The following is a 26,227-nucleotide window of genomic DNA, read 5'->3' as shown; positions in this document are numbered from 1 at the left end:
ACAAATTATATAAAAATCATGATGAAAAACATTTCACTTATAGCCCTTTTATTATTCGCACTGGGCGGTACAAAACTATCAGCGCAAGAGTCAATCCTTGGTCAGGTAAACAAAGCAGATATTGAGCAGTATATCGCATTGGCAAAGCAGAATTATGTAAAGCGAAAAATCCAGGGAGTCTCTACAGAGTCGATGAAAAATGATGTGTCAATGGCGAAAGTATCTTATCTGGATATTTTCAATGCATCCTATTTCTACCGTCCGCAGGGTAATACGGTAATCGATCCGGTAAATCCCTACAACATCAATGGTTTCCAGTTCGGTGTTAACATCAATCTTGGGGCCCTGCTTCAAAAGCCCTTTATCTTAAAAAAGGCAAAAGCAAACTATAAGGTGGCGCAACTGGAAGCATTAGACTTTGATACGCAGCTGGTGGTTGAGGTTAAAAAAAGATATTATAACTATCTGCAGGAAAAAGCGCGTTTAAAAGTGCTTACCCAAAGTGCATCCGACAGTAAAGGTGTGGCAGAAAGTTTAAGAAGAAAATTTGAGCGCAGCGAGACTTCCCTTGAGGTATTCAACCAATCGAGGGTTACGCAATCGAGTGCCGAAACACTAAAAGTAGAAGCCGAAGGGAATTTCCTTAAAGCAAAAGATTTATTGGAAGAAATTATAGGGCAGGAAATCCCTGCAGGAAAATAGATATGGTAATGGATTTGAAATTGTTTTTGCTCCGTGTCTCCAGGCTCAAATGGCTGATCATATTATTGCCTGTATTGGCCATTTTGATCTCTTTTTTACTGGTGAAAAATCTTCCCAAAAAATACGAATCTGTAACACAGATTTCGACTGGTTTGCTTGATCCCTCTAAAAAGGTGATCAGCAATGAAACCGTCGATTTTTTTGCTGTGAACCAGCAGTTCGCCAATCTGGTCGAAAAATTTACCATGAAAAGAATGGTTAATCTGCTTACCTATAAGCTTATTATCCATGATCTTGGCGATCAAAAAAACGCATTTAAACACCTTCCCGAATCTTTATCTTCAAAAAGCAGCACGGAGCTAAAAAAAATATCATCGCTTTTTGAACGAAAACTTGCAGCTAACGCGCTATTGACCCTTGATGATGACAAGGGTGCCGTAAAACTATTTAGTATTGCGGAGGATATGGGCTATGGTGAGGAAAAGATGCGGGATGGTTTGGAAGTATCACACGCTGCAAACAGTGATCTGCTCCTGGTAAGCTTTACTTCGGAGAATCCCGCATTATCAGCCTTCACGGTGAATACACTATCAACTGAGTTTATCAGCAGCTACAGCAATGATGTCTCTTTAAATCAAAACTCGTCGGCGAAAATCCTAGACTCTATGCTGCTGAGCAAGAAAAATACGATGGATGCCAAAAATAAACTGCTGTCTGATTTTAAGCGTACCAAAGGCGTTTTGAACCTGGATGAACAATCGGCAACGGTTTATAATCAGATTTCGCAATATGAGGCCCAGCGTGCTGAGGCCATGCGGGTTATCCAGTCGAATGCAGGCGGAGTGGCTACCATCGAAAGCAAACTCCAGGGCAGCGACCGGTACGTTAATGGAAGCAGCAAGGCCAACAACCGTGAGATTGTGGAACTCAAAAGGCAGTTGCAGGTGGCCAATAACCTCTATATTGATGGCGGATTTAAACCTGCCATGCAGAAAAAAATTGATTCACTGAACAGGCTGGTCAATATTAAAAGTGCAGCCAATGTAGATGAGAATGTGATTGATACACGGGTTTCGAAGCAGGATCTTGTTCAGCAAAAGGTAGGTTTGGAAGTTTCTTTGCAACAGGCCAGGAGTAGCATCAGAACGCTTGATGGTCAGCTCCGCATTTTAAGGGAACGTTACAAAAGCATGGTGCCCTTTGATGCGGATATACAGAATTACCAACGTGATGCAGAACTTGCAACAAAAGACTATATGCTGGCACTCGACCGGTTTAACACCGCAAAAACAGATCAGAAATTAGGCCTGAACCTGGAAATAGAGCAGGTGGGTTTACCCGGAAATCCAAAACCCACCAAAAAAGCATTATACATTGCCGGAGCAGGTACAGGTACTTTTGCCCTTTGTTTAGGATTTGTATTTCTATTGGTGGTGGTCGATTCATCTATCCGTAACCAGCAGAGTTTGGAGGCCGTTACCGAAAGTGTGGTTATCGGCAATGTAAATGAGATCGCAGGTACGGAACGTATAGCCAGGAATATTTGGGGCGATAAATCAGCTGGGGGAAAATACCTGGTATTCAGGGAACAGATCAGGTCGTTAAGGTTCGAAATTGCTTCGCAGATGGAAAAAAGCGAAAGTAAAATCCTGGGCATTACGAGTTTGGCCAGTGGAGCAGGAAAAACTTTTTTAAGCCATAGCCTTGCCTATGCTTTCGCCTTAACTGGTAAAAAAGTGTTGCTGATTGCTGATGAGCAGATTCAGGCTAGTTCTAGTGAAAAGGGCCTGATTGCAAATCTGAGTTTCCAGAATTTTCTGATCAAAAAGGAATTCCATACCGAAGATCTGATTACGGTGATGAATAAAAGTGTTGAACGCAATTCATTGCTCGAAATTCAGAATGTAAGCAATTTAAGAGATGGTTTCGAAGTGCTCAAAAAAGAATTCGATTTCGTTATTATTGATGTGAACAGTTTAAGGGAAGTTAACATTTCGAAAGAATGGTTATTGTTTACAGAACAGAATATTGCGCTTTTCGAATATGGGGCTAAGGTAAATGAGGCCGACCGTCCCTTGATGCGTTACATCCGGGAACAACCTGGTTTTATGGGTTGGGTTTTCAACAAGGTAAATGATGTTAAATAATACACCCTTGCACAAAAACGGTTTACGATACTAATGAAGCGGTTCTTATATTTTTTTCTTATTGCGTACTGCTTTTTTTTGTTTTTGGTATCCCGTGAAATTGGTGGTCTGCCTTACGGTCTGATTATCGATATTTCTTTTGTGCTGATCCTGATCACCGCGCTTGCCACCACGCCAAAAGAAGATTGGAACGGGCTTAATGTAAGTTTATTTTATACACTGTTATTGTGGTTACTGGTTAGTCTCTTTGAGGGTTTTAATCCGGGTGCGAGCAGTTTGGGCTGGATCAATGAAATCCGCAGTACAGCCATATATCCTTTTGTAGCGGTACTTCTGGGACTGGTGATTTTCAGGACGCGCAGAGACCTTGATCTGTTTCTTATTCTCGTCATGGTATGCTCAACACTTGCATCATTAAACGGTATTAAACAGCTTTACCTCGGGCCAAGCGACAATGAACGTAAATTTTTACTGGAGAATGCCAGCACCCATCTTTTATGGGGACACCTCCGCGTTTTTTCATTTTACAGTGATGCAGGACAGTTTGGTGCATCTCAGGCCCACATTGGCTTAATGGCGATTATTCTTTCGCTTGCACCAATTAAAACCTGGAAGAGGATACTGCTTCTTTTGTGTGGTGCAATCAATATATACGGTATGCTTATTTCGGGCACACGCGGTGCACTGTTCGCTATTGTTATTGGTGGTTTTGTGGCTATTGCACTGGGCAAAAATTACAAAGCACTCCTTTGCGGAGGTTTTTTGGTTATTGCACTGCTCGGCGTATTGAAATTTACCACAATCGGAGATAGTAATTATCAGATTTATCGCTTACGGACAGCCATGAACCCGGAAGATCCTTCACTGAATCTCAGACTTTCCAATCAGCGGAACCTTGCCCTTTATATGCACGATTATCCATTCGGCAACGGGCCTGGGGTTACCGGCTATTATGGTAAACTCTATAATGGTGACAAGTATCTTTCGAGGGTGGAGCCAGACAGTTATTTTGTGAAAATATGGATGATGTACGGCGTTGTGGGGCTCACCATGTGGTTTAGTGTGATGATGTACATCCTTGGAAGCTGCTGCGGCATGGTATGGCAGATAGAAGATAAGGTATTAAAAGTGAAAATGATCGCCCTTACTGCTGGTTGTGCTGGTATTTTATTCTGTAGTTATGGCAATGAGGTAATGAACCTGATTCCAAGCTCAATTGTAGTTTATCTTTCCTGGGTATTTATCTACAAGTCGCCATTGTTAATCCCCGGTAAAGAAATTTTAACTTAACTATATGCCTTTCGAATATTTTATCATTCCCGGAATTATCTGCTTTTTAATAGGCTTTTCGAAGGCCAAACGTATTTATTTATCCAAAAAACTGTAAAGAAAGAATATGATTGTAAATATTTTATGGCTGTTGTTTCAGGTTCTGATCGGTTACAACCTCGTTTTTCCGATATTTCTTTATGCGGGGTATCTATTGGCAGGCAGGCGAACCTTTGTTAAAATAAGGGCGGATGAATATGATTATGCCGTAATTGTAACTGCTTATGAACAGACTGATCTTTTACCTGCCGTAGTAGGCTCGCTGCTGAAAATGGAATATTCCAATTACCTCATTTACCTAGTATGCGATAATTGTGATATTTCTAACCTTCATTTTGCAGATGAACGTGTGGTGCTGCTTCGTCCTGAAAAGGTACTGGCCAGCAATACCCGTTCGCATCTCTATGCCATTTCTAACTTTAAACGTCCTCATGAACTGTTGACGATCATTGATAGTGATAACCTGGTAGACCGCCGCTATTTAAAAGAACTTAATGTTTATTTCGACAATGGTTTTCATGCCGTTCAGGGCCAACGCAGATCAAAGTCTTTAGAAACCACCATTGCATCTCTTGATGCCGCAAGGGATCTTTATTATCATTTCTTTGACGGGAAAGTAATGTTTGCTTTAGGCTCTTCTGCTACACTAGCCGGATCGGGCATGGCTTTTAAAACAGCTCTTTATGTTGAATCTTTTATCAATCACGACCTTCAGGGAGCTGGTTTCGATAAAGTGTTACAGGCGAAAATAGTATCTCGGAATCTCCGGATTGCCTATGCACCAGCTGCGGTAGTTTATGATGAAAAAACAGCCAACCGCACACAGCTGGAAAATCAGCGGTCACGCTGGATCAATACCTGGTTTAAATATTTTAGCCTTGGCTTTTCAATTATCGCCAGGGGCTTTACCAACCTCAGCTGGAACCAGTTCCTGTTCGGTACAATTCTTTTGCGCCCACCACTTTTCCTTTTTATACTGCTATCTATACTCTGTTTTATAATCAACCTCATTTTTGGGGGATTGGCCTATGGTTGTGGATCTTCGCTTTTTTGGCTTTTGGAATGAGCTTTTTTGTAGCATTAAGACATGGAAGGGCCAATAGAAATATCTATTTGGCACTGGTGGGTATCCCTTCATTTATATATGTTCAGGTTCGCTCGCTCATGCGTATCAGGCATGCCAATAAACGTTCGGTAGCCACCAGACATATCATCAAATAACCTAATCAGAAACGGATTTGAAAAACCAGAACATCATCATTGTGGGGCAGCAGCCCTGGGATACGGAGATCGGTAGTAACTGCAAAAATATTGCACTCGAATTTTCTAAACAGAACCGGGTGCTCTATATTAACCCGCCGCTTGACCGGATTAGTAAAATCAGGCATGCACATGACAAAAAAGTGCAGAAACGCATTTCGGTTATTCGCGGCAGGCAAAGTGGTTTGGAAGAAATCAGTCCCGGGCTTTTTACGCTCTATCCGGATTGCCTGATCGAATCGGTGAACTGGCTGCCAAGGGGATTTATTTTTAAGACCATTAACCGGTTGAACAACAAACGCTTTTACCGTTCTGTACAATCTGTGATCGAAAATCTGGGTTTTAAAGATGCAATATTGTTCAATGATGGTGATATGTTCAGGAGTTTTTATCTCACCGAACTCTTGGAGCCGGCAGCTTCCATTTATTATTCGCGCGATAATATGATTGCCACTGCTTACTACCGTAAACATGGGCTGGCCTTAGAACCACTTTTAATAGTGAAGCATGATCTTTGTGTCGCAAATTCAGAATATCTGGCTGCTTATTGCCGGAAATACAATCCCAACTCAGCCTATGTGGGGCAAGGATGTGATTTTAGCCTTTTCGACCATTTTTTACGACATCCGGCACCAGTTTTGCCGCCAAAATTTTCAGCTAAGGTAATCGGTTATGTTGGAGTACTAACCTCAGCAAGGCTGGATATAAGCCTCATTGCAGGAATAGCCAAACAAAGACCTGAATGGAATATCGTATTGGTAGGCCCTGAAGATGCGGATTTTATGTCCAGCGAGCTCCATAAGCTTGCCAATGTTCATTTTATGGGCGCCAGACCTACCGACGAACTGCCTATGCACATTAATGGATTTGATATATGCTTCAACCCTCAGTTAGTGAACGACCTTACCATAGGGAACTATCCCCGGAAAATTGACGAATACCTGGTGATGGGCAAACCCACCATTGCCACTGCTACTCCTTCAATGGAGGCGTTTAAGGAACATGTTTCCCTGGCAGAGGGTGTGGAGGGATATATTGCAGGAATTGAAAATCTGCTTGGTAGTAATACGGCAGAGAAAGCAGGTCGCAGAGTTGCTTTTGCGCGCTCACATAGCTGGGAAAAATCCGTTCAGGAGATTTACGATGCCCTGGCCCTGGTGATTAAAAAAAAACGTTCAGCATCCTGATCAAACAAAAGCCAGGCTTTTAATGCATCATGTATGGGCATCAAAGCTTACGCAATGGTGGCTGCGTAACAATATCAAAATTATACTTCAGCTGTCTGTAGGTATCCCTGATCAGTTTAATGAATATCCCTTTGCCTTCGCGCCAGCTCGCTCTTGTCATGGTGCTGGGTTCCTGAGCTGAGTTTTTTTGAATAAGCAGCCTGCTAAAATCGTTATAAAACAAACCCTGCGCCTTGTTCTGCAAAAAGGAGATACACATTCTGTATTCGGTCAGATCTCCTTTTAAACCTTCGGGATACCTGCCAAACTTTTCGAAAAAAGTTGATCTTCTAAGGTGCGGATGGTCTGAATAAAGATATATTTTGCTGTAATCTGTTCCAAAGGTGGGATGGTACATCTGCGAAAAATGTGCGTCATAAGGTTTTAGGTACGCGTATGGTGCATAGGCGTAGAACCTGATGATATCCAGTTCTTCTTTCGTTTTCAGGTGATTCAGTCCCTGCAAAAACTGGTGGGGAAATTCATTTGAAGGTTCAAAATCCTCCTGAATATACAGGGTATAAGGTTTGGTAACTGCATCCTGACCTTTGTTAATATTGTGGCCCAATCCCCGGTTTACCGGAGTGGTAATGAGTTTAAAGTCAAAAGTTTCTTGTAGCGACCTGAGATTAGCAAGGTGTTCATCCTTGCTTCCATCGTCGGAAACCACAATTTCGCCAAAGCTGCATTTTAGCGCTTTTAGTTTATGCAGCAGATTGCTTAATGATGTGCTTCTGTTGTAGTGTGTAATGAGCAGGGAAACCTGGAAAAAAGTGTACATGTTGGTAAAATAAATCTTTAAATTTTTTTAGTATCGTGCGGCTTGTGCGGGGTTAAGAGGGATAGCAGTTTTTTAGATTCTATAGAAATCCTTGATAATAAAGCCTGTCCAAAGCTACCATCGCGCTGCAAGGTGCGTGGTGCGGTCCAGGCCCGGGAACGGTTCCGTTTAAGTTGTCGTACTTTTCCAAACTGCATCAGATCAAAGCACAACCGGCCGTCTTCTCCTCTCACATTAACCATCACATAACCAACTTTCATTCCATATTCGCGGATATAACCCATGCTTATGCCAAAGGCATTTAGGTATGGTCGCTTCACATGCCTTAAGGCAGCAATTGCATCCTTCATTTTTTCGAGCATGGCCAGTTTCCATCTGGGGAAACCCGGTTCGGGAATAAAAGAATAACGGCCATAAACACAAACAGTGTCCGGGCTGCTCAAAACAGCTAACATATCATCCAGCCAGTGCTGCGGGTAAATACAGTCTGCATCAGCGAGCAAAATATATTTTCCCCTGGCATTTTCCATTCCCATCTGCCTGGCTGGTCCACAACCCTGAATTTTCTGGAAATAACTTTTAATATTCAATTTATCCAGCGTTTGCTGCGTTGCGTCGGTAGAGTTATTGTTTACCACGATAATTTCGAGTGGAACTTTGGTCGCAAGGTCAGCTAAGCTGGCGATGTTACGAATAATATTAACTTCTTCATTCCAGGCGGCAATTACAATGCTCACCAGTGGCTTCCCGGTTTGCAATACATCAAGTTTTTGATTGATTTCCGTAAAAACGCCTTCTGGTACATCAGCTGTTTTCGTAAAGGAAAGATCATATTTTTTGATCCAGTTGGGTGAATTGAAAATATTGTACATCGTATGCCTTGTTATCTTGTTTATTTGAGCTAAATATTAATCAGCGTAAATTTTTTGCCTGCTTAAGTCCCATGGTTACAAATCTGGCCAGTTCGCGGTAACCGCTGAGGTAACTGTTTACAAGGGAGAACTTTTTAAAGTCTTTATTGATATAGTAGTAGGAAATCCCTATTGCTGTAATGGTCGGGAAAAATGTTCCGATCACAATGCCATAAACATTTCCCAGCAGGTACACGCCAAGAAAATCGGTCGAAAGGTTGACCACCAGCATCACGATTACTTTCATGAAATTGATCTGTGGCCTGTGAATGGCATCAAGTGCAACGCTCATAAAGCGATCTGCAGGGTAGAGCAATGCAAAGGTGGTGAAAATCCTGAAGATGTTAATCGCAGTATCGCCCGCTGGCGTATTGTTATACTGCCCGCCACCAATGATACTCATGGCCAGACCTGCGGCAATGTAGGCCACCACGAGTACAGGGAACAAACAGATGGTGATTGTTCCGATGTATTTTTTCATAATTTCGATGACTTCTTTTTTGTTGCCACTGTTATAAGCTTTTGAAAGCGAAGGCATAGCCGTAGCCACAAAACTGCGCAGCGGTATTTCAACCACTTCCATTAGTCGTTTACCGAGGTTGTAAATGGCGAGTGATGATGGGCCAAGCATGAAGTTGATCACAAACGTATCGGTTACGCCAAAAAGACTGCTGCTGATCGATGTTCCAACAGTATATTTTCCAAAATCGAAAATCTCCCTGATGCATTCTTTTTGCTTCCTGAAAAAGTAACTGATGCCAGACCAGCCCATAAACAGTGTTAGAAGACTGGTTAATAGGGTAGCGGCAATGTTCGCCATCATCAGGTTCTGCAGCGAATTTAGGTGTAAGATATTAAGCGTAACCAAAAGAGTGATCAGCAAAAGTACCTGCGACATCCTGATGTATAAAAGTGTATCAAACCTGAGCCCACCTTGTGCAATACACATGGCTACTACCATGGGTAGGGAGCAGAGCAGGTTTATGGCGTAGTATTTAATAAAAAAGGCCAGACTCTCATCGGTACTGAAATGGCTGAAAAAGACTAGAGGAATATTAATTGCCAATAAAAACAGGGTAATGAGCGCCGCGATATACCAGGTAGAACCAATTACTTCCTGGCCTTTCTGTTCACTTGCGCCTGCATAAAACTTTACAAATGCCGTGGTCAGAAAGCCTTGTCTGAATGTATCAAGAAAGGAAAGCAGCGCCTGAAAAAAAAACCAGATGCCAATTTCTTTAATGGATAACGACCGGTAGAGAATGGCTGTAAAAAGGAAGGTGAGCAGCGACATTCCCCCTGTACCCATTAAAGACAGGAAGTGTATATTTTTTAATTTAGAAATGAATTTCATTCAATAAAACAGTATTTTTCTTGCTTATCTGGTAGTCCAGGGTATATTGGAATTATATTTTAACCTGATCAAAACTACTCATCCAAAGGGGCTATGTAAATAGCCCTTAACTACTAATGCAAGCGTCGGTTTAAGGTGTTAATTTTGGATAGTTTCCGGTAAACAATTGGTTGATGCCTAGCGGCGCACCCCCGGGATCATTTAATATGAATACACGAATAAAAATATCAATGCCGGCAATCGGGTTCCGGTTCTTTTAATATGGGGATAAGAAAATATATCCTTCAGGACTGGAATGCCAATCTGGCCAATCCTACAAAGGGCAAATATATCGTGGTGCTTTTTAGGATTGCACAGCTCATCGTTAAAAGTAAGCTGACCAAAATTCTCTTTTTTTGGTACCTGTTGTTTTACAGGGTGTTTATCGAATGGTTTATGTGTGTGGAACTGAACTGGAAAACTTCAATAGGGAGCGGCTTCCAGCTGTGGCATGCAAGTGGCGTGGTGATCCACCCCGATACGGTGATAGGTGAGAACTGCTCGGTACGCCAGTGTACAACGATTGGGATAAAACAGGATTTTAGCGCATCAGGGATCATCAAAGCACCAGTAATTGGTGATGCTGTAGACATCGGCTGTAATACCGTGATTATCGGCGATATTGTTATCGGGAAAGGGGTAACCATTGGCGCAGGCTCGGTAGTGGTAAAATCCATTCCTGCAGGTGTGATAGCTGCGGGGAACCCGGCAAGGATTCTCCGCAGTATTTAATTACCTGAAAGCCAGAACGAGCTTTTTTTCTATTTTGTTATAGATCTTTTTTAACTTACTTACCGCATCACTTCGGGTGCCGAAGTTTGCCCATTTAGTTTGGTTCAGGTAATGGAAAAACTGGGTTTTAAATTGTTCCTGACCGGAATAACCCTTATATATTGGTTTCATGCCGGTAAAATGGATCAGGTATGGGGTAGGCGTGTGGTTTTTTGCAAACCAGTTCCATAAAGGGTCAAGCTCAAACCAGTCTTCATTGAAAACAACATTAAGTGTATACTGCTCTGCAAAATTAAGGTGTTCGGCATTTTCGGCTGCACAGGCAAAAGCCCGGGCGGTAATGTTGCGTTCACGCCAGCGCTGTGGTTTAAGCAGCATCATGCCCGCATTAAGGTATTTGCTGTTCGGATTAAGGCCAAGTTCCCTATAATTATTGATGCCCCCCCAGGGAGAACTCACTACTCCCGAAAGATCTGGAACTGCACCCAAATCGTATTCGCCTATATCGGTATGCCACAACTTTGAAATATCATTCAACACAATCATATCTACATCCAGGTAAATGGCCTTTGTAGCTTCCTGTGGAATAAAATATGGGATGCACAGGCGCATATAAACATTGGCGGGAAAGGAAGACTTATCTCTCGGCAGCTTAAACTGCTTTGGCAAAGCTTCTTCTATGGGGATCCAATGCAGGGTAAGTTTAGTTGTAGAAAGGCTGGAGATTACTTTAAGCCTGTTTTTCTCGCTGATATGATCAGAGACGATATACAGGTTTATTTCTTCTCCTGAATGGTGATTTTCTTCTAAGGATCTTAACATCGCGGCCATCAATACGACAAACTGGTTGTCGCAAATGGTTACAATGGTTATACCTTCGGGTTGATTTATCATGGGTTATGAATGTTCTTGTTTGGTTATGGCAAAAGACTGGTGAGGGGTTTGAACCTTGGAAATTAACTTTCTTCCTATACTGTTATAATAATAACCGAGCTCGGCCATTTTCTCCAGTTCAAAAAGATTTCTGCCATCAAAAATTACTTTTTCCTTCAGCAGGTCTTCCATTTTCTCAAAATCAGGGTTCCTGAACAGCGACCACTCAGTTGCAATTAGCAAGGCATCTGCACCTTCGAGCACAGCGTATTGATTTTCAGCATAAGAGATCCGGTCGTTAAATATAGCCCTTACATTTTCCTGTCCCTCCGGATCGAAAACACTGATGCTCGCCCCTTTTTTAAGGAGGGTTTCGATCAGATAAAGTGCCGGAGCTTCCCTAATGTCGTCTGTTTCAGGTTTGAAAGAAAGTCCCCAGAGGGCGAAATGTTTTCCCGAAATATCATTTTTGTAAAAGTTCAGGAGTTTATCTGCCAGGATTACTTTTTGTTTTTCATTGATTGTAATCACCGACTTCAGGATCTCGAAGTTGTATGCATGTTCATCGGCTGATTTTACTAATGCCTGCACATCTTTTGGAAAACACGATCCGCCGTAACCAATACCGGGGAACAAAAAGCGTTTGCCTATCCGTTCATCAGTACCAATGCCCCTGCGTATCGCATCTACATCGGCGCCAACCAGTTCACATAGGTTGGCAATCTCATTCATAAAGGTAATTTTGGTGGCCAAAAATGAGTTTGCAGCATATTTGGTCAGTTCTGCAGAGCGTTCGTCCATAAAAATAACCGGATTTCCCTGACGTACATATGGTGCATAAAGCGCTGACATGATTTTTTTTGCCCGCTCGCTGGTGGTACCAATTACCACACGGTCGGGTTTCATAAAATCTTCTACGGCAACACCCTCCCTTAAAAATTCGGGATTGGAAATCACATCAACGTCAACGGTAGTAATACTTTCAAAAACCGCCTTAACCTTATCTGCTGTTCCTACCGGAACGGTCGATTTGTTTACAATAACCTTATAACCGGTGATGAGCAGCGCAATATCTTTTGCCGCACCAAGGATATAGGAAAGATCAGCAGCCCCATCCGCGCCTGGAGGAGTAGGTAGCGCCATAAATATAATTTCGGCATGATGTACTGCAGCTGAGAGATCGGTGGTAAACTGAATGCGTTTCTGAAGGATATTTCGGTGGAAAAGCAGTTCGAGCCCAGGTTCATAGATGGGCAGTTCACCCTGTTGCATCTTTTCTATCTTTTGGATGTTGATGTCTACACAGATCACATCATTTCCTGTTTCTGCCAGGCAGGTTCCTGTCACCAATCCTACGTAACCGGTGCCTATAACTGCAATTTTCATGTTTCTTTATGGTTAATAGCGTTTAATTTTTAATTGAAATGGCTGTTCCCAGCAGTGACGAAAATAGGCTTCAACTGGCTTTTAAGAAATAGCCCTTTACTACCAAAAAATGCTGTTCGATCAACATTCGTTAGGCCATTTTCCGTTTGGAGCGTTCCCATGCCGCACTCTGGTTTTGATTGATGTACCTCAAGATGCCCGCCGCTACCGCATAGTTCATCATGCAGAAATAATAGGGGATAAAAAGGGTTTTGATCCTGATGTTTTTTCGTTCCATTAAAAGCCCTAGCAGGGCTAAGGTGTAAAAGATACCTTGTGCCATCAGGAGGAGCGTATAAAATTGATGACCATGCTGGAATACAATCCAGATATTTGCCAGCAAGGCCAGTATGAGTAAGAAAGGAGTGATGGTCCACCTCAATACCCGGTGCGAAAGGTACTGAAAGGTTAATATGGGATAGTGAAAGGGGTTGGCGGCAATTTTTAGCCTGAGGATCGACTGAATTCCACCAGCAGCAATCCTGATCTTTCTTTTCAGTTCTTCAGCGGTATTTTCTGATGCAGTTTCGCTGGCATAAGCCGCGGGTTCATAAGCAATCAGGTAACCTTTTTCGGCAATCCTCATCGCAATCATGTGGTCATCAATAATCGTGTCCGATTCGATGGGTTCATATAAGGAAGCTCTAATGCTGAAGAGTTCTCCTGCAGCACCAACATTAGAGTACAGTTCATAATCCCATTTTTTAAGTCTCGATTCGTATTTCCAGTAAAAACCTTCTCCTGCCGAACTGGCATCAGCATGCTGATTCACCAAAATCCGCTTTTCACCAGCAACAGCACCCACTTTTGTATCCTGATAGTGTTTTACCAGCTCCAGCAGGGCCTCCCGGTTTAAAAAGGTATTGGCATCAGAAAATACAATAACCTCTCCCTTTACCTGCGGCATTGCCCTTTTAATTGCCGCCATTTTGCCGCCACGGTCGCTGTTATGCATCAGCACGATCTCCTGATAAGGATGAATGAGCTCTGGCGTGCGGTCTGTAGATCCGTCTGTCACGAATATAATCTGCAGCCGTTCCTTGGGATAATCTAACTGCAGTGTATTTTTTATTTTATCTATTATCGTTACCTCTTCATTCCAGGCAGCTACCAGTAAGGTAACCGTTGGTAAAGGTGCCCCGGAAATAAAACTTTTAGGTCTGGAAAACGACCGTTTAATTTTAATGAGTATGAAAAGCAACAGGCCATAACCTACAAAGGTATAGGTTATGATAAAAAGGCAGGCCCAGAAAAAAATGATCATTATATCAGGTATGGATTAAGCCGGAAACAATTAAGTAGGACAAAATGCTACCTGTTTCCGATCGGAACGAAGTTAGGTTTAGTAAAATTGCGCCTCAATAGTCCTTTAATACCATTATGTAAAATGTTATTTGAGGCAAACTATCTCTTACAATGTTAATTTGGTACGGCTTCCGATATGGTTTTTTGAATGGAAAGAGTTCCATAGCAACGCCTTTATTACATAAGGAACAAGATCGGATCTTCCTTTTACGAGGTAGCCAATCAATTGTTTTGGAACTGCCAGCAGGAGGTAATAGGTGCTAAATAGCATTACATTGATCCAATTGGTATTCCGCCGCATAAACAACAATCGGTTGCGTGCAATGAAGTAGGTTTTAGTCGGGCTTTCCTTTCCTACACTCATCGATTCTTTATGGAGAATATGTGTTTTTCCGCTAAACCAGATTTTTTTGCCTGCACGTTTAAACATTTCGCACCAGTCTAATTCTTCATAATATAGAAAATATTGTTCTGGCATCATACCGATTCGGTCGATATCTGTTTTTCTGCACATCATTGCGGCGCCATGACAGAAAGAGGTTTGATGACTGGAATTTGCGTACTGACCTTTATTTAGATCTCCCAATCCAATGGTTTTATTTCTTCCAGTGATCAGGTTTATTGGCGTATAACCAGCGTATTGGATAATATCCGGATCATCATGATAAAGTATTAAAGGGGAGAGGATCCCAATTTCTGGGTGGGCAGCCATTTCTGCGATAAGCTGTTTTATAAAACCTGGGATAAGTTCCGTATCATTATTGATCATCAGAATATATTCTCCGGTAGCATGGTTTAGGCCCAGATTATTTCCGCCTGCAAATCCTAGGTTCACATCCGAGCGGATATATTTCAATTCAGGATAATGCGTTTTAAACCGGGTTTCATGATCCTCCTCACTCGCATTATCGATCAGGATCACCTCTATTTCATCTGTTGAGCAGTGCTTTTTGATAGAACTCAATAGGTCTAGAGTAACCCTGGGCTGATTATAGTTAACGGTAATGATTGAGGTTAATGCCATTTCGACAAACCTAGCTAATGCTTACTTATCGGACTATAGCCTTTTTGGGTGATTTTTTTGGCTAATCAATTAGGGGATAGTTAAAGATAGACCAGTGCCACGCCATAATATCGGTTAAATCAATTCATAAAGACAGATTATCTGTCCTCATGAGCGGCACAGTGCTGGCATGATTTATAAATGGCGAAAAAAGGCTATATGGTAGCTTCAATGTTCATGGTAGTTTTGTGATGTAACACTAAAGGCTTAATTATTAACCAGATCGTTATAAATTATACATGAATAAATGAGAAACCAAATTAGATTCGTAATGATATTCCTGCTGGTTGCATTTGCAAATTCGCTTTATGCGCAGCAGATATTGCTTATCGGCTCCGATTCACGGGATGAAAATAAGAGAGGCAATGCAGATCTGATCATGGTTATCACCGTAAAGAACAAAGAAGTAAAATTAACTTCTATTCTGCGTGATACCTATGTTTACATTAAAGGCTATGGCAATCAGAAACTCAATGCCGCTTATCGCCTGGGTGGGAGGAAATTATTGATTTCTACCATCAATGCAAATTTCAAAACCAGGCTGGCGTCGTCCATCGTCACCGATTTTAACAATACCGCGCGGGTAATCGACTCTTTCGGAGGAATAACATTGACTATAGATAAAGGTATACATCATTACGTGAATAGTTATATTGGCGAACAATCGTACCTTAAAGGGGTGCCGCTTTTACCCCTTAGCCGAACGGGAACAATTAAAATGACCGGTGATCAGGCCCTAGCCTATGCCCGTGTAAGGGTTGCCGGAACCTGTTACGATGACCATGCCAGGGTTGAAAGGCAAAAAAATGTGACCAAAGCGGTAATTAGTTATGCCGTGAAAAATAAATCGGTCGCCTTAAAAAATATATCAGATTTATGGTCTATGATTGATACCGATATTAATCTGAAAGATTACATCAAAACCTTTAGTTCTTTTTTAAATAAGCAAAGGCTGCCCAGGTCACAGGTGTTTCCAAAAGGAAATCTGTATACAAATGAGCGGATTAACGGTGTTGGCCTTGTTTTGAAAATCAGGGATTTCAAGCGGGCATCCTTTTACCTAAATGATATGATAAAATAAAGGATAGTGTAAAATACACTGTGTAATCTCGCCGTCGTCTTTGGGCATCTGCCGGAGGCTCAGGACGGATTATTTTGGAAATTGCTGAATCTAAAGAGCAGTTGGGAGGAGTCGTTGGTACTTGTTTTTAAAAGAAATTTCAATGGACGTAGTCAAAAGAAACATTTTGATTGCCAAGGGGAATGGTACATGTCCTATGTTTGCTTATGGATTTGGATGTGGCCAGAATATATGGCGTTTTATTACCCCTTCATTCGAGCAGGCCTATAAAATTATTCTGTTAGACTACATTGTTGCAGGCAAATTTGACCTGAACTCGTACGACCCTGGAAAATCTGCTTATAATGAAACTGTTTAATTTGGACTGGTTTTGTAAGTTTGATTTCATGATGGGTTCTGTCGAGAAATGCTGGTTTTGCTAACAAAAGCAATCGTAATTACTTGAATTATGATTTTTTTTCAACTGACAAAAAGATTATTTATTTAATGAATTCGGTTCTGGCCTTGCCCTCGGCATCTGTTAACTGGATACCTAGTATTTTAGCGGCTGTGGGGCTCCATCTTCAAGATTAATGGATTCCAGAACAATTTCGGGTTTCAGGACCCCTTTATTCAACAGTCTGATAATTTTAGCGAAATCTTCCCGTATCTCGGTTCGGAATTTTTCGGTTCCCTTGCCAGTCCAAATGCTGTAAAACAGCTTTCCTCACGTTTGGCCAATAGTTGAGCCCCGACAGGTTTGCGATTAGCGCCAAAAACAACATCACCACAGAACTGCTCATATTTAGCGCATAGAATTGCGTAGCTCACCAATATCCCCCTGGGCTTAAGCGTGGCGAAAAAAGATGCATTTGATATTTCCATTTCCCATGTGCCAATAAATTGCTTTAACGCTTGTAATGCCGGATTGATATTATTTTTCATTGGATGATAAGTTGATAATGATATTTATAGATATTCTTTTTTATTGATTTTTTTGTTCAAAGATTCGCTCAACTAAATTGACCTTTATACAAAGATCGAAACTAATATAGTGTCTAGGGAAGTGTATGATCGACTATATTAGAGGGTGAGTGCGTCAAAAATTATTTTCTGTAGGTTTTGCCATCCGTTAAGACGTTTGGAAATCTGACTACAATAAATACCAATTAAGCTACTTTTTATAGAACGACAATCAGGAGTTTTGTACTTGAAGTTTATTTAGTCTTAGAGATAAAAAAAGGGTATGCAAAAAAGAAAATTAGGAAATAGTGGATTGGAGGTTTCCGCATTAGGCTTTGGCTGTATGGGTTTAAACTTTCTGGATGGCAAAGGTCTTAATAACAAAGAGTCCATCAAGTTACTTTGCAATGCAGTTGAAAGAGGTATTACATTTTTTGATACTGCGGAAGCTTACGGACCTTATACCAACGAAGAAATCGTTGGTGAGGCATTACAGCCTTACAGAAAAGATGTAGTGATCGCTACAAAATTTGGTTGTAAAGATGCCAGACCGGCAGTAGGTCTGGACAGCAGACCTGAAACGATCAGAGCAGTAACCGAAGCATCTTTGAAAAGATTAAAAACAGATTACATCGATCTGCTTTATCAGCATAGAGTTGACCCTAATGTTCCGATAGAAGATGTTGCGGGAACAGTAAAAGACCTGATAAAGGAGGGCAAGGTAAAATATTTCGGTCTATCGGAAGCAAGTGCCAAAACGATCCGAAAAGCACATTCAGTTCAACCTGTATCAGCATTACAAAGCGAATATTCTCTGTTCTGGCGAGATCCTGAAGAAGAAATCATACCTACATTAGAAGAATTAGGAATTGGTTTTGTTCCCTTCAGTCCTTTAGGCAAAGGCTTCCTCACAGGCATCATCAACAAAAAACTGGAAGATATCGACCGCAGAAATATTATTCCCCGCTTCACTGAAGAAAATATAAAGGCTAATATGGTTTTGGTTGATGCACTTTCTGAGATTGCCCAACAAAAAAATGTGACGACCGGACAATTGGCATTGGCCTGGCTTTTAGCTCAGAGGCCCTGGATAGCGCCAATCCCTGGCACTACGAAATTGCATCGTTTAGAGGAAAACATTGGCAGTACAAATGTTATGTTGACCGCTGATGAACTTGCAAAAATTGACACCACAGTAAGTGGGATTACACTTGTAGGCGACCGATATCCTGAATTTTTAGAAAAACAGATAGACAAATAAAGACTAACAGCAATGCAAAATATTAAAGGAAAAGTAGTCGCTATTACAGGCGCAAGCAGCGGAATGGGTAAAGCCATTGCAATAGAATTAGCAAAAAATGGTGCAAAGGTTGTCTTAGGTGCAAGGCGTACAGAACAGTTACTGCAAATAATTGACGAAATTAAAAGCACAGATGGTGAAGCCACCTGTGCTCAAATTGATGTAAAGCATAAAGCTGATCTGGTCAGGTTGGTCAATACTGCAGTTGAGCAGTACGGAAAATTAGATGTCATTGTAAACAATGCAGGTGTCAGCCAATTAGCCCGGATTGATGAGTTGGATATTGACAGTTGGGAAGAAATGATCGATATTAACCTCAAAGGAGTTCTGTATGGGATGGCGGCCGCGATTCCTGTTTTCAAACAACAACAGGCGGGACATATTGTCAATATCATCTCAACTTCAGGAATAAAAATTGTCCCGATGCAGGGCGTTTATGCGGGAACTAAAAATGCCATCCGCACTATTGCAGAAGCGTTCCGTCAGGAGTCAGATGGAAATATACGCATTACAGGTATCTCGCCGGGATTTGTGAGAACAGATTTTGCGAATAATATCAAAAACCAGGAAATGAAAACAGCTGTTCAACAGGGAGTGGAACAGATAGCTATAGATCCCATAGCCATTGCCAATGCTGTAATTTATGCAATAAGTCAACCTGTGGATGTTGAAATTGGAGATGTTGTTATTCGCCCGTCAAAACAAAATTGATTAAATTCGTAGACGAAAAATGCAACAACAATCCAACATCAATCACATTAAAAGTATATCGCAACTTGCTCGGGTATTGAGGCTTCCTGCGCCGCCCCACCCGTTGATTACACTAGTTGATTATAATCATGTTCCGATTGAAACGTTTCCAAAAGGACAAAAAATAAGCCTTGATTTTTACAAAATTTCCTTTAAACCAACATTCACAGGACACATAAAATACGGACAGGGTTACTACGATTTTGAAGAAGGTGGATTAGCGTTTTTGAAGCCAAAACAAATCGTTTTTTCGCCCAAAGAAACAGAAAGCTACGAAGGAATTGCTTTGTATTTTCATCCGGATTTTATCCGGACTTATCCATTGGGAAAAACAATAAATCAATATGGCTTTTTTTCTTATGATGTTTCAGAAGCCTTGTTTTTATCAGCAAAGGAAAAAGAAATTATAGCCAATTTATTTGCTACAATAGCGAATGAATTAAGCAGCAATATTGACCATTTCAGTCAGGATGTTTTGGTGTCACAGCTAGAATTGTTACTGAATTACAGTAATCGTTTTTACAACAGGCAATTCATTACAAGAAAAGCAATTAATCACGATATCATAACATCTTTGGACAAACTTTTAGACGACTATTTCGAAGAAGAGAATACTCTGAAAAACGGCTTACCATCCGTAAAATATATCAGTACAGAATTAAAGCTATCGCAGCGCTATCTGAGTGACATGTTGAGTTCATTGACAGGGTTAAACACGCAACAGTATATTCAGAACGTGATCATAGAAAAAGCCAAAGAAAAATTATCAACTACAAATCTTTCCGTTTCGGAAATTGCTTATGAACTGGGCTTTGAGCATTCACAATCGTTTAGCAAGCTTTTCAAAACCAAGACAAATGTTTCGCCTTTGGAATTCAGACATTCGTTTAATTAAAGACGGCCGAAAGCGTATGAACAAAGGCCATTTTCTCCCAACATCAGCTTAATAATGTGGCTGCGGGATTGCTCTTATCAAACATTCATTGAAGATTCAATATAAGATATTTTATCCATCAATTTTCGTCCGATAAGGGCTGGACAACCTTTGATAGCAAAGGGCAGCAGAGCATAAGATTTTCCTCGGATACCGCGTGGTCGATAAAGCCATTAACCTCATCCAATAGCGTTTGCATAATCGTCATGACCTTGACCATTCTTTCCATTAGGGTTGAAATACTGCTGAGCTGGTCGATGATTTTGCGGCGCGGCACCCATAGTTTGAGCCCTGTGAGGTTTTTGACAAGGTACCGTGCTATCCGCGTAGCGTCCAGTTTATCGTTTTTTTTCCTGATGAGACCTAAGGAGTTTTTGATGAGTAGGGCAGGTTCCAATACAATTTTGGCTCTCAGTTTTGATAGGGTACCGATGAGTAGTTTCCACAGATGCCAGTGTTTTCCATTCCAAAGACGGCAAATCTGGTTTTGAAGACCGGGATTTCTTTTATACCTAAAAAAAAATCTTTGATCGATTCGTTGTTTTTGGCTGCCTTGCCGTTTATCACCTTTCTGCTGCCGGATTTTACACAATAATTGAAAGTGGCTTTTGAGACATTAATGCCGATAAGTATTTGACCGGAGCCAGCTTCTTTTCTCTCATCATATCTGATAAACATGATTATTTAAAATTAATCCAGGAGGGCTATGCTAGTATATGAAATTCAGATTACTCCAAAGTCCTTTTTAGCCTGTAGATTCTTCATTTTAACTTTTCCGATAGGTCACTTCTTACATGATAGGGTAAGCATCTTTGGGCTTAGCAATCTTTGCCAGGTCTTTCCTAATTCTTCACTAAAGTCATTCCCAAAAATGTCCATATCAATGGTTTGAGTGATCTGATAGTAAAATTAAGTTCGGATACTGCCAGCTTTAAAAACAATGCCTCAGCCACAATCAGGAACCTGGAGAATAAGAAAATGCTTAAAATCAACAGTAATAAGCGTAGCTAAGATTAATGATACCTGCTATACTTTGAAATAATTTTCTTTTGGATTATTTTTATAAAAAAAACACATGAAAAAGATCGGGATAGCTTTCTTATTATTTTTTATCGCGTATTCGGTACAGGCGCAAATCTATAAGCCCGTTACCAGCAAAAACAAAACTTATCTTGCGACGGTGAGAGGACTGTCTTATTCCTATAAAAACGGAACGGTCACCTTGAAAAATAATGGCAGTTACGATCTGGGGACAGTAAGTATAACTGCTTCTTCCACAGCAGACACCACCTTATTCGGAATCGCCCTGTTTGAAGATGGGCTTAGCAAAGGTGAGACAGCAACTTCTGAAGTTTATTTTACCACAGGTGAGGGAAAAGATACACATGAAATTCCTTTATCAAAAATAGACCAAAAGCATCTTGTATTCTCCTTCGACAAAGCAGTTAGGGCAATGCCATAGTTTATTGCCCAAGCTATTTTAGCTGAATTTCTTGTTCAATAGTCTTTTTTTGACGGATAGTTTTAGAAAACTGCGGTAACAGGCAATCTTTTAGGGAATCATAGCTTTACAATTTCGTTGCTGCTGTGATCCGGCTGTAATTTATACACGCAAAGATTTTTATGATCCCGCTTTGTTTCAAAACTTTCAGCTTGTGTCCATGGTTTTAATACCATGCAGATTTCATCCCCTTCGGCTGCGCAAAGTCCAGCGAAAAAATTATATCCCTATCAGCAGCTTGCTATTGAAACCCTCTTTGAAAAAATGCAAAGTGGGACTGACCAACTGCGTATTCTCTATCAGTTACCTACAGGTGGCGGTAAAACAGTTATTTTTTCCGAAATTGCTGACCGCTTTATCAAAAAATATGGAAAGAAGGTCATCGTTCTTACCCATAGGCAGGAGCTGTGCCGGCAGACTTCGCTGGCGCTTAAAAATACAGGCGTTATTAATAAAGTTGTGGGCAGTACGGTTAAAAGAATTCCTAAAAAAGATTGTTATCACTGTTATGTGGCAATGGTCGAAACCCTTAAGCACAGGATCGATGATGGCCTTATCGATACCAAAGGAGTGGGTCTTGTGATTGTGGATGAAGCCCATCACAATTCTTTTCATAAACTGCTAAAGAAATTTCCCGGTGCCGGCGTAATCGGTGTAACGGCAACCCCCTTTTCGGCAGATGTATCCAGACCCATGAAAAACTTCTATGATGAGCTGGTGCTTGGAGAGCCGGTAAGCTCGCTGATCGAACATGGTTTTTTAGCAAAACCAAAGAGTTTTGGTTATGAAGTGGAACTTAATACCTTAAACAGGGGCATCCATGGCGATTTTACAGTGAGCAGTTCTGATGAGCTTTACTCATCCAAAGTGATGCTCGATCTTCTGGTTCATGCCTATAGGGAACATTCTCTGGGGAAAAAGACATTGATTTTCAATAACGGGATATTTACCTCCCGAAAAGTATTGGAAGTTTTCCAGGAGGCTGGTTATCCCATCCGGCATCTGGATAACCAGACAGACAGTGCGGAAAGAATTGAGATATTAAAGTGGTTTAAAAAAACAAAAGGAGCCATACTTACCTCGGTTTCCATTCTAACGACCGGTTTTGATGAACCATCGGTACAATCGGTTATCCTTAACCGTGCAACAACCTCGGTTACGCTTTACCACCAGATGATCGGCAGGGGAGCAAGGCGTTTGCCCGGTAAAAAAACATTCAGCATTTTAGACCTGGGCAACAATGCAGAAAGGTTTGGAGAATGGGATGCGCCAATAGACTGGCAACATATATTTGAAAACCCTGAAATTTATCACCATATCCTTGCGAAAAGCAGTGATGATATCCATCAGATGCCTGCAGAAATGAGAACCAGGTTTCCCAACAGTGTGGGTATTTTCTTTGATGTGCTTGCAGCTTATCAAACGGCTATGGAGAAAGGAGAAAAAGCAAGAACGGTGCTGCGAAGTTCCATTAGGCAACATGCACTCATGTGTGCCGATAATGCGGACACGGTAAGTATGGCTCTCGAATTATCCCGGGAACTCGATAAAGAGATCGACTGGAGGATCAAACAATATGGCAAATGCCTGGGTACGGTGACCAAAAATTATATGAAGTGGCTGGGGAGCGACTATCGGGGCCGTTTGCGCGGCCTGATCGAAAAAATAATGTCGGGTCGGGCCGCAATGCGTGCAGCAGTATAATATAAGTATAGGATAACCAATATTTATATACCGTGGAATTTAGGAGAGAGGAAAGATTGTGATTGTTAACTATTGCAATAGCGGTTGGGAAATCATCACCCAACGCGGCCATGGGCTTCTGGCCATACAGATCTGTGCAAGATGGAAAATTTCCGGGCAGCCTTACCGATGGGTAGAAACCCTTATTGCCACCACCGGGCATGATGAGGTGTTTAACGAATTTACACTTTGTTCACCCAAAGGGTAAGGAGACCGCGGACATTTTTTGTCCGCGGTTATCCTGCTTTTCGTTGGTTCGATGCGGCAGCCATTTGGAACCGGTCGCAAATTAATTTTAAGCTGCTCCCCTTATCAAACGGAGTATTATGGCAATTACTGCGATTACCAGCAGGGCGTGGATGATCCCGCCAGTGTAATATCCGCCAAAAAAACTGATTGCCCATATAATGACAAGCACAACTGCAACTAAATAAAGTAAGTTTCCCATGTTTTTAAAATTTAAGTTTTATACACAACAGGATTTATTCTTATTAGTTTTAAAGATTTGCATAAGACTTTTAACCACCCCATGGACTCCAAAAACTGCCATCAGCCGGAAGGGGCCTGGCGGTTCCGTCAATGAAGAAAGTCTGTTTCGCTTCTATGCTTGACACCTTACCGGTCAGGTTGTCCCGCCTGTGATAGGTTACAAGAACATTGCTGTCCTGATGGCCCTAAACTTGACCATCGAAGCCCCGCCTACAATGTATAGGCGATATCAACCTGATGGCAGGTAAGTGAATTTGTTTGTTTTTAAAAACCAACTGAGCCCTTTTTTAGTTTATATCCTAACAAAATGAGCTCAGCGGAAAATTTCCTGGGCAATAAACAGCGTCTGTGATTTTATCCCTGCCGCAGGTTTTGAAACTAAATGTAAAGCGTCTATGATATCAAATGAACCTGAAGAACGTGGTTCTGTATTTTCAGATAATGACATTGGTCAGGGATTGATGAGCCAGGCACTGGACGCATCAATTTCGGGCATCATCATTACCGATAACCGCCAGCCTGACAATCCCATCATTTATTGCAATGCTGCATTCATAAAGATCAGTGGCTATACCCGTACAGAGATAATAGGCCATAATTGCCGGTTTCTTCAGCGGGAAGACCGCTCTCAGCACGAGCGTGCATTGATTCGAGAAGCAGTAAAAAACGGGGAGGCCTGCGTGGTCGAGATCAGGAATTACAAAAAGAATGGAGAACTGTTTTATAATGAACTCACTATATCTCCCATTCATGATAAGGAAGGGCATGTTACCCACTTTGTTGGCGTGCAGAATGATGTTAGTGCAAGGAAAAAGGTTGAACAGGATTTGCGCCAGCAACAGGGGATTATGGAAAAGCAGATAGCCGATCGTACCAGGAGTCTCAAAGAAAGCGAAGTCTTCCTTTCCAGTATCATCCAAACGGTGAGGGAAAGCCTTCTTGTGCTGGATCCGGAATTTCGGGTGGTGAGTGCCAATGATCATTTTCTGAAAACCTTTAAGGTAAGCAGTGAGGAAACAGTAGGCACTATGCTTTACGAACTTGGGAACCATCAATGGGATATCCCAAAGCTTAAAGAACTCCTGATCAATATTCTTCCAACAAACAACCCGGTAGAGGACTTTGAAGTGGAGCATGATTTTCCGCACATCGGCAAAAAACTTATGCTGTTGAATGCCCACCGTGTGGAGCTGGAGGGGCAGTTTAAGGACCAGATTTTACTGGCAATAGAGGATATTACTGATAGAAGGGAAATTGAGCGGAGAAAGGACGATTTTCTTTCCATTGCCAGTCATGAGCTGAAAACCCCACTCACTACTGTTAAGGGCTATGTTCAGGCTATGGAGCGAATGGTAAACGGGGCTACGGATGAAAAACTGCGTACCTACCTATCCAAAACATCACGTTATCTGGACCGGCTGAACTCGCTCATAGCGGAGCTTTTGGATGTTTCCAGAATCCAGACCGGAAATATTGAGCTGCACAAGATGCCGTTCGATTTTGATAGAATGGTAAGGGAAACGATCGAGCCCATTCAGGCGGCTGCCAACAATCACCGTATTTTATTGGAGGGATCATCCGGTATTTCAGTTGTAGGAGATGAATCGCATATTATTCAGGTGATCAACAACCTGCTCTCCAATGCTATAAAATATTCACCAGATGCACAGCAGGTTGAAGTGCATATTGCGAGGGTCAGTGATTTTATCAAACTTTCGGTTACCGATCATGGAATGGGCATTAGTCCCGAAGACCAGAAGAGGGTTTTTCAGCGGTTTTACAGGGCAGGGGATATCCAGCAGCGCTTTCCAGGCATGGGGATAGGACTTTATATTTGCGAACAAATCATCAAGAACCATAAAGGGACAATCTGGGTGGAAAGTGAAAAGGGAAAGGGTGCTACTTTTAGTTTTACCTTACCGGTAAAAGCGAAGGAGGAAGATGGAGAATAACAAAAAAATACTGATCTGTGATGATGATGAGGGGATACTGGATATGCTGGAAATGGTTTTTGAAGATAGTCCATATATCATTATACCCGAGCAGAACAGCCTGAACGTGAAATCTATAGTGGAGAAAGAAGTTCCCGATCTTGTGATCCTGGACCTTTGGATGCCTGTGCTTTCCGGCGACCAGGTACTCAAGAACCTGCGTAAGAGTCCTTCCACCAAAGATCTTCTGGTAATCATCATCTCTGCGAGCCGCGAAGGCAGGCAAATTGCCAGCGATGCCGGTGCAACGGGTTTTATTGCAAAACCATTCGATTTTGATGAGCTGATGGGAATGATCAGCGTTCATATCGGGTAAAGCGCCGGCGCTTGGTATTGCGAATTCATCCAG

Annotated in this window: 27 protein-coding genes; 17 read left to right on the top strand and 10 right to left on the bottom strand. The window is 41.7% G+C overall.

Annotation, left to right across the window (positions count from 1 at the left end; all coding sequences use genetic code 11):
* Nucleotides 1-18 precede the first annotated feature (18 nt).
* The 6 genes from H9L23_RS12610 (at nucleotide 19) to H9L23_RS12590 (ending at nucleotide 6,625) form a co-directional block, all read left to right on the top strand.
* Entirely contained in the window at nucleotides 19-702 is a 684-nt protein-coding gene (locus tag H9L23_RS12610) for a TolC family protein (RefSeq protein WP_246474935.1), read from the top strand.
* A gap of 8 nt (nucleotides 703-710) precedes the next feature.
* A complete protein-coding gene (locus H9L23_RS12605; protein ID WP_187595287.1) occupies nucleotides 711-2,849 on the top strand; it encodes a GumC family protein in 2,139 nt (712 codons plus the stop codon).
* A gap of 78 nt (nucleotides 2,850-2,927) precedes the next feature.
* Nucleotides 2,928-4,139: an O-antigen ligase family protein gene (locus tag H9L23_RS12600; protein WP_187595286.1), complete on the top strand. Its 1,212-nt coding sequence runs from the start codon at nucleotides 2,928-2,930 to the stop codon at nucleotides 4,137-4,139.
* Between the two features lie 106 nt (nucleotides 4,140-4,245).
* Nucleotides 4,246-5,244: a glycosyltransferase gene (locus H9L23_RS12595; protein ID WP_246474934.1), complete on the top strand. Its 999-nt coding sequence runs from the start codon at nucleotides 4,246-4,248 to the stop codon at nucleotides 5,242-5,244.
* Nucleotides 5,241-5,399, top strand: coding sequence for a hypothetical protein (locus H9L23_RS26635; RefSeq protein ID WP_246474933.1), 159 nt, complete (start codon nucleotides 5,241-5,243; stop codon nucleotides 5,397-5,399). The genes H9L23_RS12595 and H9L23_RS26635 overlap by 4 nt, the downstream gene beginning before the upstream one ends.
* 17 nt (nucleotides 5,400-5,416) lie before the next feature.
* Nucleotides 5,417-6,625: a glycosyltransferase gene (locus tag H9L23_RS12590; protein ID WP_187595285.1), complete on the top strand. Its 1,209-nt coding sequence runs from the start codon at nucleotides 5,417-5,419 to the stop codon at nucleotides 6,623-6,625.
* 40 nt (nucleotides 6,626-6,665) lie between these two features.
* On the opposite strand, the gene H9L23_RS12585 is transcribed toward H9L23_RS12590, so the two are convergent.
* From H9L23_RS12585 to H9L23_RS12575, 3 genes are read right to left on the bottom strand one after another with little or no spacing between them, the layout of a single operon-like run.
* Nucleotides 6,666-7,445 carry a glycosyltransferase gene (locus H9L23_RS12585; RefSeq protein WP_187595284.1) on the bottom strand — a complete coding sequence of 260 codons (780 nt, stop codon included), beginning with the start codon at nucleotides 7,443-7,445 and terminating at the stop codon, nucleotides 6,666-6,668.
* Between the two features lie 17 nt (nucleotides 7,446-7,462).
* Complete coding sequence (locus H9L23_RS12580; protein ID WP_187595283.1) at nucleotides 7,463-8,317, bottom strand: glycosyltransferase family 2 protein; 855 nt, start codon at nucleotides 8,315-8,317, stop codon at nucleotides 7,463-7,465.
* Nucleotides 8,318-8,357: 40 nt separating this feature from the next.
* Nucleotides 8,358-9,710, bottom strand: a complete 1,353-nt coding sequence (locus H9L23_RS12575; protein WP_187595282.1) for a lipopolysaccharide biosynthesis protein — start codon at nucleotides 9,708-9,710, stop codon at nucleotides 8,358-8,360.
* 261 nt (nucleotides 9,711-9,971) lie between these two features.
* Here H9L23_RS12575 and H9L23_RS12570 point away from each other — a divergent pair, with 261 nt between their 5' ends.
* The gene (locus H9L23_RS12570; RefSeq protein ID WP_187595281.1) at nucleotides 9,972-10,481 is read left to right on the top strand and encodes a serine acetyltransferase; all 510 of its coding nucleotides are present in this window, start codon (nucleotides 9,972-9,974) and stop codon (nucleotides 10,479-10,481) included.
* Here the strand turns inward: H9L23_RS12570 and H9L23_RS12565 are convergent, their stop codons facing one another.
* The 4 genes from H9L23_RS12565 to H9L23_RS12550 form a co-directional block, all read right to left on the bottom strand.
* The gene (locus tag H9L23_RS12565; protein ID WP_187595280.1) at nucleotides 10,482-11,375 is read right to left on the bottom strand and encodes a glycosyltransferase family 8 protein; all 894 of its coding nucleotides are present in this window, start codon (nucleotides 11,373-11,375) and stop codon (nucleotides 10,482-10,484) included. It abuts the gene before it with no gap.
* Between the two features lie 3 nt (nucleotides 11,376-11,378).
* Nucleotides 11,379-12,740 carry a UDP-glucose dehydrogenase family protein gene (locus H9L23_RS12560; protein WP_187595279.1) on the bottom strand — a complete coding sequence of 454 codons (1,362 nt, stop codon included), beginning with the start codon at nucleotides 12,738-12,740 and terminating at the stop codon, nucleotides 11,379-11,381.
* Nucleotides 12,741-12,870: 130 nt separating this feature from the next.
* Nucleotides 12,871-14,043: a glycosyltransferase family 2 protein gene (locus H9L23_RS12555; RefSeq protein WP_187595278.1), complete on the bottom strand. Its 1,173-nt coding sequence runs from the start codon at nucleotides 14,041-14,043 to the stop codon at nucleotides 12,871-12,873.
* A 147-nt stretch (nucleotides 14,044-14,190) separates the two neighbouring features.
* Complete coding sequence (locus H9L23_RS12550; protein ID WP_187595277.1) at nucleotides 14,191-15,108, bottom strand: glycosyltransferase family 2 protein; 918 nt, start codon at nucleotides 15,106-15,108, stop codon at nucleotides 14,191-14,193.
* 286 nt (nucleotides 15,109-15,394) lie between these two features.
* On the opposite strand from H9L23_RS12550, the gene H9L23_RS12545 reads away from it, so the two are divergent.
* Both H9L23_RS12545 and H9L23_RS12540 read left to right on the top strand, forming a co-directional pair.
* A complete protein-coding gene (locus H9L23_RS12545; protein WP_187595276.1) occupies nucleotides 15,395-16,228 on the top strand; it encodes an LCP family protein in 834 nt (277 codons plus the stop codon).
* A gap of 142 nt (nucleotides 16,229-16,370) precedes the next feature.
* Nucleotides 16,371-16,586 (top strand): hypothetical protein, encoded by a 216-nt coding sequence (locus tag H9L23_RS12540; RefSeq protein WP_187595275.1) that lies wholly within the window; start codon nucleotides 16,371-16,373, stop codon nucleotides 16,584-16,586.
* A 254-nt stretch (nucleotides 16,587-16,840) separates the two neighbouring features.
* Here H9L23_RS12540 and H9L23_RS12535 read toward each other — a convergent pair whose 3' ends face one another.
* Nucleotides 16,841-17,152, bottom strand: a complete 312-nt coding sequence (locus H9L23_RS12535) for a hypothetical protein (protein WP_187595274.1) — start codon at nucleotides 17,150-17,152, stop codon at nucleotides 16,841-16,843.
* 301 nt (nucleotides 17,153-17,453) lie between these two features.
* On the opposite strand from H9L23_RS12535, the gene H9L23_RS12530 reads away from it, so the two are divergent.
* Genes H9L23_RS12530 through H9L23_RS12520 form a run of 3 tightly spaced genes read left to right on the top strand, consistent with a single transcriptional unit; the run spans nucleotide 17,454 to nucleotide 20,115 of the window.
* The gene (locus H9L23_RS12530) at nucleotides 17,454-18,431 is read left to right on the top strand and encodes an aldo/keto reductase (RefSeq protein ID WP_187595273.1); all 978 of its coding nucleotides are present in this window, start codon (nucleotides 17,454-17,456) and stop codon (nucleotides 18,429-18,431) included.
* Between the two features lie 12 nt (nucleotides 18,432-18,443).
* Nucleotides 18,444-19,181: an SDR family oxidoreductase gene (locus H9L23_RS12525; RefSeq protein WP_187595272.1), complete on the top strand. Its 738-nt coding sequence runs from the start codon at nucleotides 18,444-18,446 to the stop codon at nucleotides 19,179-19,181.
* Between the two features lie 19 nt (nucleotides 19,182-19,200).
* Nucleotides 19,201-20,115, top strand: coding sequence for a helix-turn-helix domain-containing protein (locus H9L23_RS12520; RefSeq protein ID WP_187595271.1), 915 nt, complete (start codon nucleotides 19,201-19,203; stop codon nucleotides 20,113-20,115).
* A gap of 450 nt (nucleotides 20,116-20,565) precedes the next feature.
* On the opposite strand, the gene H9L23_RS12515 is transcribed toward H9L23_RS12520, so the two are convergent.
* A complete protein-coding gene (locus tag H9L23_RS12515) occupies nucleotides 20,566-20,832 on the bottom strand; it encodes a hypothetical protein (protein WP_187595270.1) in 267 nt (88 codons plus the stop codon).
* Nucleotides 20,833-21,229: 397 nt separating this feature from the next.
* Here H9L23_RS12515 and H9L23_RS12510 point away from each other — a divergent pair, with 397 nt between their 5' ends.
* The 3 genes from H9L23_RS12510 (at nucleotide 21,230) to H9L23_RS12500 (ending at nucleotide 23,606) form a co-directional block, all read left to right on the top strand.
* Entirely contained in the window at nucleotides 21,230-21,616 is a 387-nt protein-coding gene (locus H9L23_RS12510) for a hypothetical protein (RefSeq protein ID WP_187595269.1), read from the top strand.
* 213 nt (nucleotides 21,617-21,829) lie between these two features.
* On the top strand, nucleotides 21,830-23,359 hold the full coding sequence (locus H9L23_RS12505) for a DEAD/DEAH box helicase (protein ID WP_187595268.1): 1,530 nt from the start codon (nucleotides 21,830-21,832) through the stop codon (nucleotides 23,357-23,359).
* Nucleotides 23,360-23,417: 58 nt separating this feature from the next.
* Nucleotides 23,418-23,606: a DUF3891 family protein gene (locus H9L23_RS12500; RefSeq protein ID WP_187595267.1), complete on the top strand. Its 189-nt coding sequence runs from the start codon at nucleotides 23,418-23,420 to the stop codon at nucleotides 23,604-23,606.
* Between the two features lie 87 nt (nucleotides 23,607-23,693).
* Here H9L23_RS12500 and H9L23_RS12495 read toward each other — a convergent pair whose 3' ends face one another.
* Nucleotides 23,694-23,846: a lmo0937 family membrane protein gene (locus H9L23_RS12495; RefSeq protein ID WP_187595266.1), complete on the bottom strand. Its 153-nt coding sequence runs from the start codon at nucleotides 23,844-23,846 to the stop codon at nucleotides 23,694-23,696.
* Nucleotides 23,847-24,282: 436 nt separating this feature from the next.
* Between H9L23_RS12495 and H9L23_RS12490 the strand changes: the two genes are divergently transcribed.
* Nucleotides 24,283-25,839 (top strand): ATP-binding protein, encoded by a 1,557-nt coding sequence (locus H9L23_RS12490; RefSeq protein WP_187595265.1) that lies wholly within the window; start codon nucleotides 24,283-24,285, stop codon nucleotides 25,837-25,839.
* Entirely contained in the window at nucleotides 25,829-26,194 is a 366-nt protein-coding gene (locus tag H9L23_RS12485) for a response regulator (protein WP_187595264.1), read from the top strand. The genes H9L23_RS12490 and H9L23_RS12485 overlap by 11 nt, the downstream gene beginning before the upstream one ends.
* The last annotated feature ends 33 nt before the right edge of the window (nucleotides 26,195-26,227 follow it).

Source organism: Pedobacter roseus, from assembly GCF_014395225.1.
GTDB lineage: Bacteria > Bacteroidota > Bacteroidia > Sphingobacteriales > Sphingobacteriaceae > Pedobacter > Pedobacter roseus.
This window is presented reverse-complemented; position numbering and strand designations above follow the sequence as displayed.

What these genes read in the sequence shown, in the direction of transcription:
- H9L23_RS12610 (WP_246474935.1), top strand. Translation starts at nt 19, where the DNA reads ATGATGAAAAACATTTCACTTATAGCCCTTTTATTATTCGCACTGGGC.
- H9L23_RS12605 (WP_187595287.1), top strand. Translation starts at nt 711, where the DNA reads ATGGATTTGAAATTGTTTTTGCTCCGTGTCTCCAGGCTCAAATGGCTG.
- H9L23_RS12595 (WP_246474934.1), top strand. Translation starts at nt 4,246, where the DNA reads ATGATTGTAAATATTTTATGGCTGTTGTTTCAGGTTCTGATCGGTTAC.
- H9L23_RS26635 (WP_246474933.1), top strand. Translation starts at nt 5,241, where the DNA reads ATGAGCTTTTTTGTAGCATTAAGACATGGAAGGGCCAATAGAAATATC.
- H9L23_RS12585 (WP_187595284.1), bottom strand. Translation starts at nt 7,445, where the DNA reads ATGTACACTTTTTTCCAGGTTTCCCTGCTCATTACACACTACAACAGA.
- H9L23_RS12580 (WP_187595283.1), bottom strand. Translation starts at nt 8,317, where the DNA reads ATGTACAATATTTTCAATTCACCCAACTGGATCAAAAAATATGATCTT.
- H9L23_RS12575 (WP_187595282.1), bottom strand. Translation starts at nt 9,710, where the DNA reads ATGAAATTCATTTCTAAATTAAAAAATATACACTTCCTGTCTTTAATG.
- H9L23_RS12570 (WP_187595281.1), top strand. Translation starts at nt 9,972, where the DNA reads ATGGGGATAAGAAAATATATCCTTCAGGACTGGAATGCCAATCTGGCC.
- H9L23_RS12565 (WP_187595280.1), bottom strand. Translation starts at nt 11,375, where the DNA reads ATGATAAATCAACCCGAAGGTATAACCATTGTAACCATTTGCGACAAC.
- H9L23_RS12560 (WP_187595279.1), bottom strand. Translation starts at nt 12,740, where the DNA reads ATGAAAATTGCAGTTATAGGCACCGGTTACGTAGGATTGGTGACAGGA.
- H9L23_RS12555 (WP_187595278.1), bottom strand. Translation starts at nt 14,043, where the DNA reads ATGATCATTTTTTTCTGGGCCTGCCTTTTTATCATAACCTATACCTTT.
- H9L23_RS12550 (WP_187595277.1), bottom strand. Translation starts at nt 15,108, where the DNA reads ATGGCATTAACCTCAATCATTACCGTTAACTATAATCAGCCCAGGGTT.
- H9L23_RS12545 (WP_187595276.1), top strand. Translation starts at nt 15,395, where the DNA reads ATGAGAAACCAAATTAGATTCGTAATGATATTCCTGCTGGTTGCATTT.
- H9L23_RS12540 (WP_187595275.1), top strand. Translation starts at nt 16,371, where the DNA reads ATGGACGTAGTCAAAAGAAACATTTTGATTGCCAAGGGGAATGGTACA.
- H9L23_RS12535 (WP_187595274.1), bottom strand. Translation starts at nt 17,152, where the DNA reads ATGAAAAATAATATCAATCCGGCATTACAAGCGTTAAAGCAATTTATT.
- H9L23_RS12530 (WP_187595273.1), top strand. Translation starts at nt 17,454, where the DNA reads ATGCAAAAAAGAAAATTAGGAAATAGTGGATTGGAGGTTTCCGCATTA.
- H9L23_RS12525 (WP_187595272.1), top strand. Translation starts at nt 18,444, where the DNA reads ATGCAAAATATTAAAGGAAAAGTAGTCGCTATTACAGGCGCAAGCAGC.
- H9L23_RS12520 (WP_187595271.1), top strand. Translation starts at nt 19,201, where the DNA reads ATGCAACAACAATCCAACATCAATCACATTAAAAGTATATCGCAACTT.
- H9L23_RS12515 (WP_187595270.1), bottom strand. Translation starts at nt 20,832, where the DNA reads ATGTTTATCAGATATGATGAGAGAAAAGAAGCTGGCTCCGGTCAAATA.
- H9L23_RS12510 (WP_187595269.1), top strand. Translation starts at nt 21,230, where the DNA reads ATGAAAAAGATCGGGATAGCTTTCTTATTATTTTTTATCGCGTATTCG.
- H9L23_RS12505 (WP_187595268.1), top strand. Translation starts at nt 21,830, where the DNA reads ATGCAGATTTCATCCCCTTCGGCTGCGCAAAGTCCAGCGAAAAAATTA.
- H9L23_RS12495 (WP_187595266.1), bottom strand. Translation starts at nt 23,846, where the DNA reads ATGGGAAACTTACTTTATTTAGTTGCAGTTGTGCTTGTCATTATATGG.
- H9L23_RS12490 (WP_187595265.1), top strand. Translation starts at nt 24,283, where the DNA reads ATGATATCAAATGAACCTGAAGAACGTGGTTCTGTATTTTCAGATAAT.
- H9L23_RS12485 (WP_187595264.1), top strand. Translation starts at nt 25,829, where the DNA reads ATGGAGAATAACAAAAAAATACTGATCTGTGATGATGATGAGGGGATA.